General features: G+C 31.2%; 17 protein-coding genes and 1 other annotated feature. Of the genes, 9 read left to right on the top strand and 8 right to left on the bottom strand.

Features of this window, described 5'->3' with window-relative positions; genetic code table 11:
- Positions 1-51: 51 nt before the first annotated feature.
- Together AN960_RS21835 and AN960_RS21830 are read right to left on the bottom strand one after the other, a co-directional pair.
- The gene (locus AN960_RS21835) at positions 52-666 is read right to left on the bottom strand and encodes an acetate uptake transporter (protein ID WP_056476328.1); all 615 of its coding nucleotides are present in this window, start codon (positions 664-666) and stop codon (positions 52-54) included.
- Between the two features lie 133 nt (positions 667-799).
- Positions 800-1,681, bottom strand: coding sequence for a radical SAM/SPASM domain-containing protein (locus tag AN960_RS21830; protein WP_056476326.1), 882 nt, complete (start codon positions 1,679-1,681; stop codon positions 800-802).
- A gap of 291 nt (positions 1,682-1,972) precedes the next feature.
- Between AN960_RS21830 and AN960_RS25480 the strand changes: the two genes are divergently transcribed.
- From AN960_RS25480 to AN960_RS24660, 5 genes are all read left to right on the top strand, one after another.
- Complete coding sequence (locus tag AN960_RS25480; protein WP_483295410.1) at positions 1,973-2,077, top strand: putative holin-like toxin; 105 nt, start codon at positions 1,973-1,975, stop codon at positions 2,075-2,077.
- A 647-nt stretch (positions 2,078-2,724) separates the two neighbouring features.
- Positions 2,725-2,985: a binding site (T-box leader), on the top strand.
- Positions 2,986-3,050: 65 nt separating this feature from the next.
- The gene (locus AN960_RS21825) at positions 3,051-3,827 is read left to right on the top strand and encodes an amino acid ABC transporter substrate-binding protein (protein WP_056476322.1); all 777 of its coding nucleotides are present in this window, start codon (positions 3,051-3,053) and stop codon (positions 3,825-3,827) included.
- Positions 3,828-3,843: 16 nt separating this feature from the next.
- The gene (locus AN960_RS21820; protein ID WP_056476320.1) at positions 3,844-4,485 is read left to right on the top strand and encodes an amino acid ABC transporter permease; all 642 of its coding nucleotides are present in this window, start codon (positions 3,844-3,846) and stop codon (positions 4,483-4,485) included.
- Between the two features lie 13 nt (positions 4,486-4,498).
- Positions 4,499-5,152 (top strand): amino acid ABC transporter ATP-binding protein, encoded by a 654-nt coding sequence (locus tag AN960_RS21815; protein WP_056476318.1) that lies wholly within the window; start codon positions 4,499-4,501, stop codon positions 5,150-5,152.
- Between the two features lie 80 nt (positions 5,153-5,232).
- Positions 5,233-5,382: a hypothetical protein gene (locus AN960_RS24660; protein ID WP_156339750.1), complete on the top strand. Its 150-nt coding sequence runs from the start codon at positions 5,233-5,235 to the stop codon at positions 5,380-5,382.
- A gap of 234 nt (positions 5,383-5,616) precedes the next feature.
- Here the strand turns inward: AN960_RS24660 and AN960_RS21810 are convergent, their stop codons facing one another.
- From AN960_RS21810 to AN960_RS21790, 5 genes are all read right to left on the bottom strand, one after another.
- Complete coding sequence (locus AN960_RS21810; protein WP_056476315.1) at positions 5,617-6,633, bottom strand: cytochrome d ubiquinol oxidase subunit II; 1,017 nt, start codon at positions 6,631-6,633, stop codon at positions 5,617-5,619.
- Between the two features lie 78 nt (positions 6,634-6,711).
- Positions 6,712-8,043 carry a cytochrome ubiquinol oxidase subunit I gene (locus AN960_RS21805; RefSeq protein WP_056476313.1) on the bottom strand — a complete coding sequence of 444 codons (1,332 nt, stop codon included), beginning with the start codon at positions 8,041-8,043 and terminating at the stop codon, positions 6,712-6,714.
- Positions 8,044-8,336: 293 nt separating this feature from the next.
- Positions 8,337-9,665, bottom strand: a complete 1,329-nt coding sequence (locus AN960_RS21800) for an MATE family efflux transporter (protein ID WP_082459640.1) — start codon at positions 9,663-9,665, stop codon at positions 8,337-8,339.
- A 59-nt stretch (positions 9,666-9,724) separates the two neighbouring features.
- Complete coding sequence (locus AN960_RS21795) at positions 9,725-10,093, bottom strand: GIY-YIG nuclease family protein (RefSeq protein ID WP_056476431.1); 369 nt, start codon at positions 10,091-10,093, stop codon at positions 9,725-9,727.
- A gap of 20 nt (positions 10,094-10,113) precedes the next feature.
- On the bottom strand, positions 10,114-10,869 hold the full coding sequence (locus tag AN960_RS21790; RefSeq protein WP_056476307.1) for a DUF2087 domain-containing protein: 756 nt from the start codon (positions 10,867-10,869) through the stop codon (positions 10,114-10,116).
- Positions 10,870-11,442: 573 nt separating this feature from the next.
- Here AN960_RS21790 and AN960_RS21785 point away from each other — a divergent pair.
- Positions 11,443-12,738 carry a polysaccharide deacetylase family protein gene (locus tag AN960_RS21785; protein ID WP_056476305.1) on the top strand — a complete coding sequence of 432 codons (1,296 nt, stop codon included), beginning with the start codon at positions 11,443-11,445 and terminating at the stop codon, positions 12,736-12,738.
- Between the two features lie 96 nt (positions 12,739-12,834).
- Here the strand turns inward: AN960_RS21785 and AN960_RS21780 are convergent, their stop codons facing one another.
- The gene (locus AN960_RS21780) at positions 12,835-13,401 is read right to left on the bottom strand and encodes a GNAT family N-acetyltransferase (protein WP_056476303.1); all 567 of its coding nucleotides are present in this window, start codon (positions 13,399-13,401) and stop codon (positions 12,835-12,837) included.
- An 836-nt stretch (positions 13,402-14,237) separates the two neighbouring features.
- On the opposite strand from AN960_RS21780, the gene sigV reads away from it, so the two are divergent.
- The 3 genes from sigV (at position 14,238) to AN960_RS21765 (ending at position 17,919) form a co-directional block, all read left to right on the top strand.
- Entirely contained in the window at positions 14,238-14,723 is a 486-nt protein-coding gene (sigV, locus tag AN960_RS21775) for an RNA polymerase sigma factor SigV (protein WP_029715399.1), read from the top strand.
- Between the two features lie 24 nt (positions 14,724-14,747).
- The gene (gene rsiV, locus AN960_RS21770) at positions 14,748-15,620 is read left to right on the top strand and encodes an anti-sigma-V factor RsiV (RefSeq protein ID WP_056476301.1); all 873 of its coding nucleotides are present in this window, start codon (positions 14,748-14,750) and stop codon (positions 15,618-15,620) included.
- A gap of 247 nt (positions 15,621-15,867) precedes the next feature.
- On the top strand, positions 15,868-17,919 hold the full coding sequence (locus AN960_RS21765; RefSeq protein ID WP_056476298.1) for an acyltransferase family protein: 2,052 nt from the start codon (positions 15,868-15,870) through the stop codon (positions 17,917-17,919).
- Positions 17,920-17,979: the final 60 nt, after the last annotated feature.

Raw genomic sequence — 17,979 nt, 5'->3', positions numbered from 1 at the left:
TCTAATGGTAAAGGTTTTTTTTATAGTCAAAGTCCGAAAACTTGATATTAATTATTTTGCTTTAAAAATCCCAAAAGGTTTCCCTACAGGTAAAAATTCTCTTCCAAAGTGACTATTTAATACAGCTGCAGCCGATCCATAAAATGACATAATTGCAATTCCTAATTCACTATATGCAGCAAAAGTATGTGTAGCTTCTTCCATAAAGCCTAAAGTGCTTAATGATAATCCAATAAATAAACAATCAATTAATACAAAAATAATAAATAATACTTTATGAGTTTCCATTGCACCGATTGTCATAAAAATTGAAAAGATTAAATATCCTACAAAAGCAAAACCAAGTTGTTTAACATCGGCTGCTTTCATTAATGCTTCTCCAAAAACACCTAATTGAATTAACCAAGTAGTACCAACAGCTAACCAAAAGAAAGCATATGCACCAAACGCAGTTGCGCCAAAAACATTATTATGTTTAAAATCCTGGATACTCGCAAATAATTGTGCAATAGCACCTAAAAAAATCGCCCACGGTAAAATTAATGAAACACCATCAGTAATTCCTAATTTCTGTGTTGAGGCAACAAGCGTTACCATCGCTAAACCGAATAAACCAATTGCAGATGGATCTGCAGTAGTTATTTTAATTTGTTGTACGTCTTTCATTGATGTAAATCCTCCTAAAATTTTAAACAGACTAAACTATACTACAATAAAATTCCGAGGATTAATATAGCTTTTTTTCGCTTTTTAAAAAGAAAGCACTTTCTTTTAAAAAGAAAGCGCTTTTTACCAAAAATTACTTTTTATGCCGTTTTGCATAACCGCATCTTTTGCATAATTCTTCCACTGCACATCGTCTTGAGAAACCATCATAAATCGCTCTTGCACGTTCAGAATTTAAAATATCTTCTAGTGATGACTCATAAATATTCCCTAATGGAATCTTACCTTCACTATCTAAACAACATGGTACAACCGTTCCATCTACTAATACTCCGATTTGATCTCTTAAACCATAGCAGAATACATTTTCGTCGATGATATCGTTACCCATATCAGGCCATTGGAACTTTTCAGCCATATTTAAATAAATTTTATCGCGCAGTTTAATATTATGTGTTTCCTGAAGTCTCTCACTTAAAGAAAAGTCTAAGTTTAGTTTTTCTTCAAGTAAATTTAATATATCAATATTCAATGAATTACTTGCCCTTAACTCTTCACTATCCATATTCCAAAGCCTAATTGCACAAATCATATCGCTTTTTTCATTCGCTTCATTAATGAAATTCGTAATATTTTCAACGTAATCGTGCAAATCCTTCGTTAAATCATTCGCCTCAAAACTATGAAGTGAAAAATTGATTTGTCTTAAACCTTTAGATTCAATTAATAAGTCCTTAACTTTATTAATTAACGTACCATTCGTTGTTAAGTTAACCTTCAAACCATTTTCGTGACTAATATCCAAAAATCTACCGAGTTTTGTATTTAAAAACGGCTCACCCATCAAGTGAAAATATATATGATCCGTATAAGGTTTAACCGAATTTACAACATGAGTAAATGCTTTCTCGTCCAAAAACTTTAACGGTCTCTCCAACGTTGGGCTCGGACAAAAATTACACTTTAAATTACAAATATTTGTAATTTCTATATAAACTTTCTTAAATTTTCTCATTCTACTCTCCTACTTTAATTTATCTATATCCACAGATTTCGCTCTAAAAAAACTACAATCCTATCATACAATAATTTTTAAGATATTAATATTTCAACACTCTGTTCAATTTTTACCAACCGAACAGAATTGTAATCATTCTAAAACTTCATGAAATTGTTTAAATTTTATAATTACAACTACAGTTTGATTATAGTTATTTTATTATAATAAAACTAGGCAATTGAATAGCATAGGGGAATTGGTTTTATCTTCTTTTCTACGCATTTTTGTAGAAAGGTGGTGATGCCAATGCAAACACTTGAAATACTTACTCTAATCTTCATCGCAATGACCTTTGTCGTTGCATTGATTCAATTAGTAGTTAGTATTATTAACGCTACAAAAAAGAAATAGCCCCTATGCTTTGACCGGGCATGGGCTACTTCTTATGATATAACTAGATAAAACCATCTCAGCTTATTCAATTACCTAGAATGAGTGCTATAGCACTCGTTCTTTTTTAATATATGTTTATTATATCATATGATTCTTTAGATATACTTTGAGCGCATGAACTTTTTGTTAAATACAAAGAAATTATCATCGCAATGACCTTTGTCATTGCATTGATCCAATTAGTAGTTAGTATTATTAACGCTACAAAAAAGAAATAGCCCCTATGCTTTGGTCTTGCATGGGCTACTTCTTAGTAATACTTTAAAAGATAAAACCATCTCAGCTCATTTAGTTGCCAAAAACGAATGATTTCCCGCTCGCTCTTAATTAACATTTATCATACTTTTCAATCGAATTTTATAAAGTATATGTTATTTTTGTGAATTGATAATATTTTACAATCCCAATCAGTTTGATCAGCATTAAATCGACAATTTTCCATATTTCCCGAGAAATTTCCAACCCAAGTTTTGACAAAATCAAAGTTTTTATAAATAAAATTTGTTGACAGTTGTTTGTAATCTGTAATATTATTTGTTCATCGCAAAACAAACTAGTTTGAATTTAAAAAACCTGCAGTATTTAACATATTTGAAAATTAAATCTTAAAAGCATTGATGAGAAATAGTAAAAGTATTAAGTTCTTAAACAGAGAGTTCCCGGTTGGTGCGAGGGGCGTAAGACAATATTTTGAACACATCTCTGAGCTGAGCACCGAACCCTTTTTGGTAGTAGACTGTTTCCGGATTCCCTGCACCCGTTATCGTGCTAGAGTATAGCTTAATTGCTGCACTTGAAGAGGTTGGTATCGTGAGGTATCAATAAAATAGAGGTGGAACCACGTGAGTATTACTCCCGTCCTCTAGCTATTCATATAGCTAGAGGGCGGGAGTTTTTTGTTTTTCAAGAATATTTTAAGGGAGAGAGTAAAATGAATAAGAAATTAATGTCAGCAATAATCATTTGTATGATTTCAATATTAGTTGTAACTGGTTGTGGAAAAGAAAAACGAAATGCAAACGAAGTAGTCGTTGGATTAGATGATACTTTTGTACCAATGGGTTTTAAAGATGATAAAGGAAAAGTTGTAGGTTTTGATATTGATTTAGCAAAAGAAGTATTTAAACGTGAAAATATGAAAGTAACTTTCCAACCAATTGATTGGTCAATGAAAGAGACTGAATTAAAATCGGGAAATATTGATGCAATTTGGAACGGCTATTCAATTACAGATGAGCGTAAGAAAAAAGTAAATTTCTCAGATGCATATTTAAAAAATAGACAAGTTATTATTACCCTAGCAAATTCAAATATAAAAACAAAAGCAGATTTAAAAGGTAAAAATGTTGGGATTCAAGAAGGATCAAGTTCTTTAGATGCAGTTAATAAAGATAAAAAATTAGTAAATTCGTTTAACGGTAGTAAACCTGTATTATATGAAAATAACAACCAAGCTTTAATGGACTTAGAATCAAAGCGTGTTGATGTAGTTGTAGCAGACGAAACATTAGCTAGATATTACATGAACAAACGAGGCCAAAACAAATACAAAATTTTAAAAGAAAACTTTGGTGAAGAAGAGTATGGAGTTGGCGTTAGTAAAGATGACACTGCTTTACTAAAAAAAATTAACAATCAAATTGGTGCCATGAAAAAAGATGGTACTTACGACAAAATTTATAAAAAATGGTTCGGTACATTGAAATAAAAAGGAGCTTACGATCATGGATCAAATTACATCTTTATTACCTTCCATGCTTGATGGATTAAAAATAACGCTAGAGGTTTTCTTAATAACTCTAGCGTTAGCAATTCCACTTGGAATCATCATTGCACTTGGTAGACTTTCGAATATTACAGCAATCAAATCAATTATTAGTTCTTATATTTTATTAATGCGTGGTACACCTCTACTTTTACAATTAATCTTTATCTTTTTTGGTTTACCATTAGTCGGAATTGTCTTTGACCGTTTTACAACAGTTATTATTGCATTTGTACTTAATTACGCAGCTTATTTTGGGGAAATATTCAGAGCTGGTATCCAATCAGTTGATAAAGGTCAATATGAAGCAGCAGAGGTTTTAGGCTTGAGTCGCAGTCAAACATTTAAAAGAATTATTCTGCCTCAAATGACTAAAAAAGTTTTACCTCCTGTTTCAAACGAAGTAATTACTCTAGTAAAAGATTCAGCTCTTGTATATGTAGTTGGACTTGATGATATGCTTCGAGTAGCAAAAATAGCATCTAATACTAGCGCATCTCTACTTCCTCTTGTTTTTGTTGGTATTATTTATCTACTACTAACAGCAATATTAACTAATTTATTTAAACGATTAGAAAATCGATATTCATATTATAAATAAGGAGAGACTTAAAATGTTAAAAGTAAATAACTTAACTAAACAATTTAATAAACAAACCGTATTAAATGAAGTCTCTTTTGAAGTTAATAAAGGAGAAATCGTTACTCTATTAGGACAATCAGGAGCTGGTAAAACGACTATACTTCGTTGTATTAATGGTTTAGAAAGCTTCGATGGCGGATCAATTGAAATTGATGGCCAAATGATTAAATCTAAAAAAGATCTTTTAAAAGTAAGAAAAAACGTTGGACTCGTTTTTCAAAACTATAATTTATTTCCTCACAAAACAGTAATTGAAAACATTATTGAAGCTCCAATTCTAGTACTAAGTATGAATAAAGAAGAAGCTACAAAAAGAGCCATGGATTTGTTAGAACAAGTTGGCCTAAGTGACAAAGCAAATTCATTACCAGATGAATTATCAGGCGGTCAACAGCAACGTGTAGCGATTGCTAGAGCGTGTGCACTTCAGCCAAAAATTCTTTGCTTTGATGAACCTACTTCAGCACTAGATCCTGAACTAACGAACGGAATTGCTGAGATTATGAAAAAATTAGCAAAAGACGGAATGAGTATCCTTGTCATTACGCATGATATGGAATTTGCAAGTAATGTTTCGACTCGTACGCTGCTTGTAAAAGAAGGAAAAGTTTTAGAAAGTGCGTGAATTTAGCGGAAACTAGGCTTAAATTTACCCTTTTTTCTATAAAACTAAATAATATGAACGGAATTTCAGGTGAATTTAGCATGTTAATTGCAGATTCACCTTTTTTATTTGCAGTTTTGACTTTTTTAATTGCAGTTTTGACTTTTTTAATTGCAGATCCATCAATTTATTTGCAGTTCCAACTGATTTATATGCACCCCCACCGCCTTACTACAGCTCCATCAGTTTAATTGCAGTTTCGTACAGTTTATATACAATCTCATCCTTAATTCAGTTCCAGCCTATTTAACTAAAGTCACAATAAAAAAAAAGACGCCACAATATTATTGACGCCTCCCTCTACACATTATTCAATGAAAAAACTTACTAATAAAAGATAATCCCATTATTAAAGCTACAATAAAACATAAAAGCACAAGCCGCTTTTCATGTTTATTAGAAGAGTGCATTTCATCTCACCCACTTTACTTTTTGCCTTGAACATATTCGGCATCAAATAAAAATAGTTTAAATAAAAACAATAGCGATGGAACTAACAGTAGTAACCCTAAGACAAATACAGTTACTAGCATAGTACCGGATGTTTGATTCGTGTATCCATTGTAGATCGTAATATATGGATCTAATATATATGGCATGTGCGCTGCTCCATAGCCGAAAAATGCGAAGAAAAATTGGAGCATAACAAATATAAAGGCTGTTCCGTAATTTCGTTTTAGCAAAATTAATGATGATGCTATTAGAAAACAAATTAGTGATAATAAAAACATCCACCAATAATGATTAACTATATTTTCATAAAATCTAACATTGTTATCTCTTAATCCTACAAATACAAGAAAGCTTGATAAGATCGTTGGCACAGTCCAAAATAAAGCATATTGTCTTAAAATTTCTAGGGCACTTTCATCCTTCGCTTTACTTGCGTAATAGGTTAAAAATGTCGCGCTAATATATAAAACTGAGATGATAGCAATGATTACAACACTCCACGAGTATAGACTTGTTAATAAATTTTTAGCTAAAAATTGAATGACTCCGTTTTTTTCGACTATATACCCTCCTCCCGAAATGGTCAGAACCGTACAAAGTGAAGCGGGGATCAGCAGGCCAGTGGCTCCATATAAGAATAAATATACTTTGTTTTCCTTGGAACCATAGTTAGAAAAGGCATAAAACGAGCCTCTAATGGCTAATAGGACTAGTGAAATACTTCCTGGAATTAAAAGGGCCGTTCCATAGTAAAATGCAACACTAGGAAAGAAACCTATAATGCCAACAAAGAAAAATACAAAAAATACATTCGTTATTTCCCAAACAGGAGATAAATATCTACTAATTAAATTGTTTATTAAGTGATCTTTTTTCGTTACTTTTCCAAAATAAGCAAAGAATCCAGCACCGAAGTCAATTGATGCAATGATGATATATCCATATAGAAATATCCATAAAACGACTATTCCTAATAACTCAATATTCAATGCTCACCCTCCTATTCATTGGCTTTGTTCAAATTCCAGTAATACTCATTCAAGCTTTGATAGAATTTTAAACAGAGCCTATTTTTTTAAACGATATTTAAGTTCATCTTCGGGTGGATTATGAATGAACATTTTTCGAATAACGATTGTACAAAAGACTCCTAAAAATACATACAATACAAAAAATAACCAAAACATACCGCCTAGTCCTTTGGCAGTTGTGGCTCCTTCTGAAACCTTCATATATCCTCTTAATATCCATGGTTGGCGGCCAATTTCGGCAATCATCCATCCAAGTTCGATATTAATCATCGCTAATGGTCCAGTCAGCGCTAGTCCACGTAAAAGCCACTTATTATGCATCCAATTTTTCTTCTTAATAGAAAACACAACAAATATGAAGGTCATTGATATAATTAAGCCAACAAAGGTCATCTTTATATCAAATAAATAATGTATGAACAAAGGTGGCCACTCATCTTTTGGAAATTCATTTAAACCAGTTACTGGTGCATTAAAATCTGAGAAAGATAAAAAGCTTAGCAGTTTAGGAATTCGAATTTCATATTTTACTTCATGTGTTTTATCATCTAGCGTTCCGAATAAGACAAAATCTGCCCCTCTTTCTGTCTCAAAATGCCATTCAATTGCTGCTAGTTTTTCCGGTTGGTATCTAGCTAGGAATTTTGCTGAAACATCTCCTGTAATACCTGTTAAAATGGCAAAAATTAATCCTAGTGTTGCTGCTAATCGAAGCCCTTTTCGTGTGTACTCCGTATTCTTTCCTCTTAATAATTGAATAGCGGCGATTGACGTTAATATAAGAGCGGATGCTACATACGCAGTAACAATTACATGTAAAGTTTTAGAAGGAGCAGCTGGATTAAACATTGCGGCAATTGGATCGACGGTTTTAATTATTCCATTTTTCAAAGTAAATCCTTGTGGCGTATTCATAAATGCATTTACCGTAGTGATAAAAAATGCCGACAAAGTTGAACCTAATATTACAGGTAAAATGATCAACCAATGATAAATAGGCTTTTTAAAACGATCCCAAGTATATAAATAGATCCCTAGGAATATCGCTTCAAAAAAGAAAGCGAATGTTTCCATAAACAATGGAAAACTAATTGCTTGACCCGCAATTCTCATAAAGCTCGGCCATAATAAGGATAGTTGTAGCCCAATACAAGTACCAGTTACTACTCCCACTGCAACGGTAATTGTGTAACCTCTGGCCCATCTTCTTGCCATAAGCGTGTAATGTGGATCTTTTTTTAAGATTCCTAACCCTTCTGCAATTGCGATCATTAAGGGTATTCCTACACCAATTGTTGCAAAAATAATGTGAAATATTAGTGTCATACTTGTTAGTAATCTACTGAGTGTGACATTATCCAAGTCCATCCGAAATCCCCCCTATAATGTAATATCTTATTGTCCAATGGAATTAATTATTCTAATCAAATGACCGATAATGTTACGTTTTTATGAACACAATCAGTAAAATTGCATTTTTATTTGTATCTATAAAAGTATGTTCCTATAACAATAAAGGTATACGGGGAATCTTAAGTCCAAACAAAGTGAATGGTAAAACAAAAACCACAAGGATAACCTTGTGGTTGTAGTGTTTAGACAATGTTTCTTTGATTTTTTAGGCTAATTGCAATCGCTTATCAACCTTTAAGAAATTAAATTTAATTTACTAAACGGACTATACGTTTCTTTCTCCATGAAAATTTATAATATAAATAGTTTAATCCAAGACCAACTATAAAAGCTGCCGGATATCCTACCCAAATTCCTTTCATTCCAAGACTCGTGTAATGAGATAAAAGATAGGCTACAGGCACTTCAATACACCATATTACGAATATACTCATGAGCGTTGGCCACAGTACTGCTCCACTAGCACGCATTGTAGATGATAAAATAAATGAATGTCCGAGTATTAAATATCCCCATAACGTAATCATCAATAAACTATTCGCTATTTGTACAGTACTATCATTCGTTAGAAATAAGTTTAGAATAGGCTTTGAGAAAAGATAAGTGAGTAATACTACTACGCCACCTAACACATAGTTAAGGAATAATCCTATTTTAATAACTTGGTTTAATCGATCAACCTGATTTGCTCCTATTGACTGAGCGGCAAAAATTGATACTGCGATTCCAATACAAATCGATGGCATCTGAACATAACTTACTAGCTGATTTACTACCCCATAGGATGCAGTCGCATCTGATCCATATTGATTAACAAAAGAGATAACGGCAATCTCTGAAATCGAAAGAAATACCATATTAATACTCGTTGGAATACCTAATTTTAATATTAGTTTTAAAAGTTCAGGATCCATCTTCAAATAATTTCTCACTGAAACATCAATTCGTAGAGGATGATTCGTTTTGTGTAAGTATATGAATAGAACTATACATGTTAAAACCGTTGAGCCTATTGATGCATAAGCTGCCCCATAAATTCCTAGTTTCGGTATGCCTACCCAACCAAATACTAATGGCGGTAAAAGTGCAACATTTAAAACTGTACTTAATATAAGAAAATAAAACGGTGTTTTCGAGTCCCCAATACCTCTCATTAAAGTTGTATAAACCATATAGATAAATAGCACGGGAATCGACCAAAATAAAATGGAAGCATAATGAGTACTAACATGAAGTATATTTTCAGGAGTTCCTATTAATCTCAAAAGTTTTTCAATAAAAATATTACCAATTATCGCAAGCACTACAGCGAGGAAAAGAGTAAAAGTAAGAGTCGTACCAACAATAGCTTTTACTCTTTCTTCAAGCTTTGCACCATGTGCCTGACCGATTAAAATTGAACTACCAGAACCAATTCCAATAATAAATGATACTAAGAAGAAAAATATTGGAAAGAATGCTGAAATTGCAGCTAAAGCATTTTCCCCTAACCATTTTCCTACTATAATCATGCTAATAACCTGACCGATTGACTGCATAATATTACTTAAAAGTAATGGAATTAGAAACATAATCATAGGGCGTAATAAAGTAAATTTTACTTTTTTTTGCTCCCGAGGATTAATCTCTGATGTAATCAAGTTTGATCACCCTTGCTACTGTCTGAGTTATATCCTCTTTCACCATAAGGTTGAAGTTTTTCTAACCATTTTTCCTCGAGTCTCTTTAGATCTCCTTTGATACCTAATGGACTAATGTCTTCTTCCTTTAAAATTTCTAATTCTTCAAATATAAATGACTCTTTACCAAATTCATTCCATTCTTGTTGAAGAATTTTATTTGTACAAGACCCTGCCTCTAATTCAAATTTCTTTCCATTAATCGTTTTTAAATTTTTAGTGCTTACTATAAATATTTTTTGATTTACTATGTTTTTAATTTGATAAATACCTGCTTGCACTTTCGTTTCTTTATATTGCATTTTTAATTCTTTTTTTCTACTCATTTTTACCAACCTTTCTTTTACTAAGCTCTTAACCAATAACTACTTCCATCCGACTTTCGATCTATAAAGCCATATTCAACTAAGTATCTTCTTAATACGACATAATCAGGATAAATAGCTGTCAGTACTTCATTTATTTCTTTTTCTGTATATGTCTTATTTGGCGAAAATCTTTTAACGATTTCTCTCAGAACAACAAGCTTTTGTTTTTCCTTCAATGGAAATTTTTTCAAAGGCCCATTTATGCCTTCTGGAAAGTATTTTTTTAAGTTTTTTTCCATTTCATCCTCAGTAATGTTATAGCGCTCATCGACCATTTTTGCTGTTTTATGAAGTGGTAAAAAACTTGGCGCATGTTGATCCTTTTCCTTTAAAAGCTCCATCATGACAAGAAATAATTTTGCTTGTCTTTCTTTTTCCTTTAAAACAAAGCGATGATTCCTAATCGTAGAGGCGCTACCGACACCAGTTTCTTTTTGAATATCTGTATCACTCTTACCTTGATAAAAAAGACGTAAAAGATGGTTTTGATGTTCTGTTAATCCTGTTAACTTTTTATCAAGTTGGATTAAATAATCGAAAACGGAGTCATGACTTTGTTCTATATGAACTTTCATGTATTTTTCGGCTTCATATAAAGTTCCTGAATCTTGATAAATAATTCCTTTTTCAATTCTTTTATTACAGAGTAAACATAAATAATGATTTTCCTCTTCGATATATCCTTGTTTTAATTCTTCTATATCGGCATTCCAAAAAACATCTAAATTTTCCATTTAACAAACACAACCCTTTTTTGTTTATTATTTACCAAATAATTTTATAAAATGTTTATTCATTTACAAACATAATATGTTATTGTTTGTAAAATGTCAATTTTACTAAACAATAACTCAAGTTGTTTGTACTTACATATTTAATAAAAAAAGATACTTCAAAAGACCTCTTACGATGTTTGAACTCATAATTTACAAAAAAAGCGTCTTAAAGGTACTTTCTTCCTAACGAGTCGTCATTTCAATTGGTTAGAATTTATTAAACAGTACTTTCTATTCTTTTCAACCATATTCTTTTATTCCAAAGGGACTAATTTCAAATCTTCAATTGACAATTTCTTACAGTACTTTACAATTAAAATGTAAGGTAAATTTAATATTCGACATATTTTAATGTAAATAAAAAACCTGTTCTCAATAGGGAAAATCTTTACTTATTATTTTCCTTATAGACTAATATATTTTAAGGTAGACAGTAGAAATAATTATGACAAAAGATATCTATTTAGGTCAGTCTTAAATGTCTTAAAATAAACGCAAATGGGTGATTTCTTTATAAGATAGGGGGAAGTTATGTCAATTTACAATGAAAAACTTATTGAGCTTTTATCAATCGAACAAAAATTCGAAAAATCCTTTTTGCATATTAAACTATTATTTAATCAAGAAATAGAACTTCATTGGGAAATTGACAACGAAACGGCCAATCTTATGAAATCAAAAATTATTTTTGATGAAAACTATAAGTTTAGCCTTTCTTTATGTAGTACTTGGGAAGAGGATAAAAATCAGTTTACTAGTTTTGTAACTAAATCAAACAATAATGAGAGTGAAAAAATCTACTTTTCGTGTTCAGAAGAGTTCCATCTTCAACTTCATTCCATAAAAAATATGAAGGATCTTAGGATTTTAATTGATCTACCTTATTTATCAATTAGTCGATCCAGTTCCAAAAAAGAAAAGGCTAATTCGAAACGATATAAACTTTATGGTTGGCTTACTGTTGCTGCTATTAGTATTCTATCGATTAGTTTAATAGCTTATAAGAGTCAAACTTGTAAATCAGAATCTTTATTTTGCGGAAAAAAACCAGCAAAAGCTGAAAGTGTTTCAAAGGCACAAACGATAAAAACTCCGGAGAAACAAATAAAACCCAATCAGGATAAACAAGATCCAAATAAAACTGCTATTAAAAACGTATCTCAACCGAATGTGCACACAAATGAACCAGATGTTAGATATGCAATTAAGCAAGAACCTAATAAACCTGTTCAATCAATTTATCCGACTGTAAAATTAAACAATGTAGTTAACTATAGTATCCCACAAGGTAGTGTAGCCATTACTTTTGATGACGGTCCCTCAAAGTATTCGAAGGAAATAGTAAATGTTTTAAAAAAATATAAAGTTGGCGGTACTTTTTTCTACATCGGAGATAACGTTGTAAGATATCCTGAAAATGTACAATATGCATATTCTAACGGGTACTCAGTTGGAAGCCACTCCATGCACCACGATGACTTCATAAAACTATCTTATAAAAATCAAGAAGATGATCTGGTTAGAACAAATAACTTAATAAAAAATATTACAAAACAAGAAACAACCCTCTTCAGACCACCATATGGCGCAAAAAATCAAGCAACTATTGAATTAATGCAAAAACATCAATTTAAAATGGTTTTATGGGATAAAGATACTGAGGACTGGAAGAACCGCAATACAAATACAATAATAAATTACGTTAAAAGCCACACTGAATCTGGAAGTATCATTCTACTTCACGAAACTAAACCTTCTTTAGATGCTTTACCACAAATTATTGAATTTCTTCAATCAAAAAATTTAAAAATTGTAAGTTTAAATTAAAAAAATAGTCGCTATTAGCGACTATTTTTTTATTCAAACGTTTGTTTAAACTTTAAAATCCTTTATTTCATAAAGAAATAAAAGTTCCATCCGACTCTATTTAGCGAAATATCTTTCTTTCGTTAACTCAAAAATGCATGAATGTATGTCTTCTTCATTAGTCGATTCCCTAATTACTAAGCCTTTATTAATAAATTCATTTCTCTCTAAAATTTGGATTGATTTTTGATTTTCTGACTGAACAATTCCTTCAATGACTTGTAATTCAAGTGTATTAAATCCATATGCTAACACTGCTTTTACTGCCTCTTGCATGATTCCTTTTCCTTGAAGCTCTGGTGAAAGTTCATATCCTACTTCCCCTTTTTTTTGCTCAACCGAAAAATTCCACAAGCATATTGTACCAATTAATTGATCACTTTCTTTAAAAGTAATTCCCCAAAGAACCCAATCATTACGTTTAATTCCTTCATTAATCATTTTTATATATTGAAGTGCTTCATCAACTTCTTTTGCAATCGGTCTGTTAATATATTGGGACACTTTTTTATTTGAACGTAATGCAAATATTTCATATTGATCTTCATTATTCATTTGTCTTAAAACTAATCGGTTCGTGTTTATTTTTGGAAATGGGTTAAAACTATAGTGTTCTTTAATCATATATCCTCCAACTAAATTAGTAAGATTAAACGATTATAAAAGAGCAAGATTTTGGGATTCTTGCATTTTTGCAAAGTGTTGAAATATAAAACAGTCTATAAGGAAATCAAAATTCAGTGGAACATTATTGATGTTAAAATTCATTTTTTTAATTTTAATTAACGATATTAAATGTAAAAGTGTTTCAACAATTTTAAGTATATAGTTTTAAATGATTGGTTTATAAGTTGATGTTCAATCTCAATTGACTTACAAACTGATTAATAAACATCTGTTAGTTTACTCCAAGTAAAGGCTATTTGATTAGGATTTTTTGCAGACTTTTTTTGATGAATAAGTTGATTGGAACGCAAGGGTGCTCGACTCCTATGGGATAAGCGGGAAGGCTGAGACCCCACAGGCTTGCCGAGGAGGCTCAGGTCCCGCCCCATGGAAAGCGAGCATCCCGTAGTGGAAATCAACATCACTAAACTCCCTTTACGAAAATTTGGGAATTTAATTGACAAGGTTGTTTTTCAACAGCGCGTAAAAGAGCAAGATTTTAAGATTCTTGCTTTTTTTGTTTTGGTTCTTTTTATACTTTAAAACGCCAGTTGGTTGGAACAGGAGTACTCCTTGGCTCTTTTTTTTGATTAATTGTCTATAGTTTGTTTACGAATAGGTATGCCATCTGTATACTACTAACTTAGGCCAAATTTCCATTAAACTGTGTGGATGATTTTTAATAAAAATTTCCTAAATTTATTTTTACTTTTTATAAAACTTTTTCGAATAGGTATACGTCTTTTATAATGTGTACCTTCTTAGATACGTATCTCAAAAAAGGAGCTCTTTAAATGAAGGGGAAATCTAACTTAGAAAAGGAACTTGTAGATTTTATTATTAATAATAAAGACGATTTTTATCGGTTAGCTTATAGCTACGTTAAAAATTCAGAAGATGCGGTGGATATATTACAAGATTCTATTCATAAAGCCATTTCCTCAAAAGATAAATTAAAAAATGAACAATCTTTAAAAAGTTGGTTTTATAGAATTGTAGTAAATACATCATTAGATTTTTTAAGAAAACAAAAAAAAGTAACTGTAATGGATGAAGAAACAATTGAGTTATATTCTTCAGGACAGGATGATAATTATACAGATATTGATTTAGAAAGATCATTAGAATCTTTACCAACTAAATATCGGGCAGTAATTGTCCTCAGGTATTTCGAAGACTTAAAGATTGAAGAAGTTGCTGAAATTTTACAGGAGAGTCCAAATACAATAAAAACTCGTTTATATAAAGCTTTAGAAATACTCCGGATTAAAATGAAATGAATTTATTTTTGGGAGGCCAATTAGTTGGATAAAAAATTAGAAAAATTAAGATCGGACTATAAAAATGTCCCTATCCCTGATAATTTGGACATTATTGTTAAAAAAGCAATTAAACGTTCCATACGTAAAAGATTCCCTCTAAAGTCAATTACAGGTTTTTTTACTGCAGCACTATTTGTTTTATCAATAAATACTAGTTCGACTTTTGCAAAGACATTATCGAATGTTCCAATACTTGGAAATGTTGTTAATGTGCTAAATTTTACTGAATATACTGTAGACGAGCCAACCTATAAGGCAGATTTAAAAGTCCCTGCGGTTAATAATTTAAAAAATAAAGATTTAGAGCAAAGCTTGAACAAAAAATACTTAGACGAAAATAAGAAGCTATATGATCAGTTTATGAAAGAAACAGAATCTGTAAAAAAAGATTCTGGTGCACACTTAGGAATTGATAGTGGTTATGAGGTTAAAACAGATAATGAGGACATATTGTCCATTGAAAGATATGTTGTTAATACTGCTGCTTCCTCTTCAACAACTATGAAATTTGACACAATTGACAAGAAAAAGGAAATTTTATTGTCTTTACCTATTCTTTTTAAAGATAAATCATATGTAAAAATAATTAGCGAAAACATTAAAGAACAAATGAAAGATCAAATGAAAAAGGATGAAAGTAAGGTATACTGGATACCTGAGGCAAATCTTGACTATTCAATTGATCCTTTCGTAAGCATTAAAGAGAATCAAAATTTTTATATAAATAAAGATCATAAGCTTGTTATTTCATTTGATAAATATGAAATTGCCCCAGGTTATATGGGTGTTGTTGAATTTACGATTCCAACTGACGTTATTTCAAAAGTTTTAGTTGGACATCATTATATTAGATAACTTTTAATTAAACGAATAAAAGAGCCACTTTTAATTTATTAGATTTGGCTCTCTTAAGAAAAACAAAAATATTAAACAAAAAGCCAAATATATAAAGAAGGCTGACATAAATAGTTAAATTAGGGGAAGGGGAAATTAGCAATGAACTTCGCGGTTCAGACGGTTAAGAAATTAAATTTTATAAGAGCCCAACATTTATTCGAAAAAGAAATCGTTTATGAGGTGTTTAAACGAAGAGGCTATTACTATGTCTAATAAAAATAAACAGTTTCGTTATATGGCTGGATTAGACGGGCTTAGAGCTTTAGCAGTTTTATCGGTCATTGCATATCACTTAAATTTTTCATGGGCTTCTGGCGGATTCCTAGGAGTAACAGTTTTCTTTGTACTTTCAGGTTATTTAATTACTGATTTATTAATTGCCGAGTGGAGTACAAATCAAAGGATCGACTTAAAAAGTTTTTGGTACCGTCGCGCCAAAAGACTTTTACCGGGAATGTTCACCTTACTACTAATAGTCATTGCATTTGTTTCATTATTCAAATCATCAATGATCGGAAATTTAAAACAAGATTCAGTAGCTGCAATATTTTATTACAGTAATTGGTGGTATATTTTCCATCATCTTTCGTACTTTGAGTCTTATGCAAATCCATCAATATTAAATCATTTTTGGTCATTAGCAGTTGAAGAGCAATTTTATATTATTTGGCCAATTCTTACTTTATTAGGCTTAAAATATATTAAAAATAAAGATCGCCTATTTTTGTATACATTTGTTGGTGCAATCGTTTCTGCATTATTGATGGCTATATTATTCCATCCGGGTAGTGATCCTAGTAGGGTCTATTACGGTACTGATACGAGAGCTTTTTCTTTATTAATAGGAGCTTCATTAGCATTAGTATGGCCTAGCCGAAAACTTACAAATAATGTTACAACCTCTGGAAAGATTTTAATTGATCTAGTTGGGATTACGGGTTTACTTATTTTTCTACTTATGGTCGGTAAAACAAATCAATATGATAGTTTCCTTTATCGCGGAGGAATGTTCCTATTGTCTATTTCTGCTGCAATGCTAATCGCAGCACTCGCTCACCCTACAAGTAAGATTGGTAGATTCCTAGCAATGAGACCATTGAAATGGATCGGATTACGTTCATATGGAATCTATTTATGGCAGTACCCTGTAATTATTTTATTATCCCCTAAGGTTAACACTGGCGATACTTCACTCTTTAGAGCTATTTGTCAAATTACTTTAATATTTGTTCTTGCAGCACTATCCTATCGCTATATCGAAGATCCAATTAGAAAAGGTAAACTAGGTATACTTTGGAAGAACTTCCTAGCAGGAAATATTAATTTAAAAGAATTCTTTTATAAACATATTGTTATCATAAGCACGTTTATTTTATTATCTGGTATCGCAAGCTTTGGACTATCTGTTCTTCCTGATGCCAATGATGTAAAAGCAAGCTCAGAAATTGAATCAGTTCAATCCGTATCAAAGCAATCATCTGAAACTGTTAAAAACGATACTAAAAAACCTCCTTCAACAACTATAGTTGATCACGATAAACAGGTAACTAAACCAATTCAGAAAAATGATGACGAAAAAACAGTAAATAATGAAGTAAAAACAGAAGAAAATAAAGAAGTAAAAACAGAAAATAAAGATCAAAAGCCAGTTGCTGACAATTCAAGTAAGCAAAATAATAATGATCAAACAAAAGAAGATCCTAAGCCAGGTGTAAATAACAATCAAACTCCAAATAATAATAATAATAATAATAAACCTGTTGAAACAAATAAACCGGTAGTTTCAAATAATAGTGTATTTATTATAGGAGATTCTATCGTTATTAATTCAATTCCTGAACTTAAAAAAACATATCCATCTCTTTCGGTAAATGCTAAAATTGGAAGACAATTTACTGAAGCATCTGCAATTATTCAACAAGCAAAAAGCACAAATTCGCTTGGGAATACTGTTGTCATAGAGCTAGGTACAAACGGTCCGTTTACCGTAAAACAAATGTCTTCTCTTATAGAGTTAATTGGAAAAGATCGAAAAATTTTATTTGTTAACACGCGAGTACCAAGACCTTGGGAATCGTTTGTTAATAAAACTTTAAGGGAAGGTTCAAGTAAATACCCAAATACTAGAGTTGTAGACTGGTATAGTGCTAGCGCCAATCATAATTCATATTTTTCTCCAGATGGTGTTCATTTAAAACCGAATGGTGCAAAAGTATTTGCGTCATTACTAATAAATGCAATTGAATCTTGGAAGTAACATTGATTGATCTAGATACATGATAAAAGACCACAAGATAAATTTGAAGTGCACCACAAA

The sequence above is a fragment of the Bacillus sp. FJAT-25509 genome, assembly GCF_001420605.1.
Lineage (GTDB): Bacteria > Bacillota > Bacilli > Bacillales > Bacillaceae_G > Gottfriedia.
The sequence above is the reverse complement of the archived record's forward strand: the minus strand, read 5'-3'. Positions and strand labels throughout refer to the sequence as shown.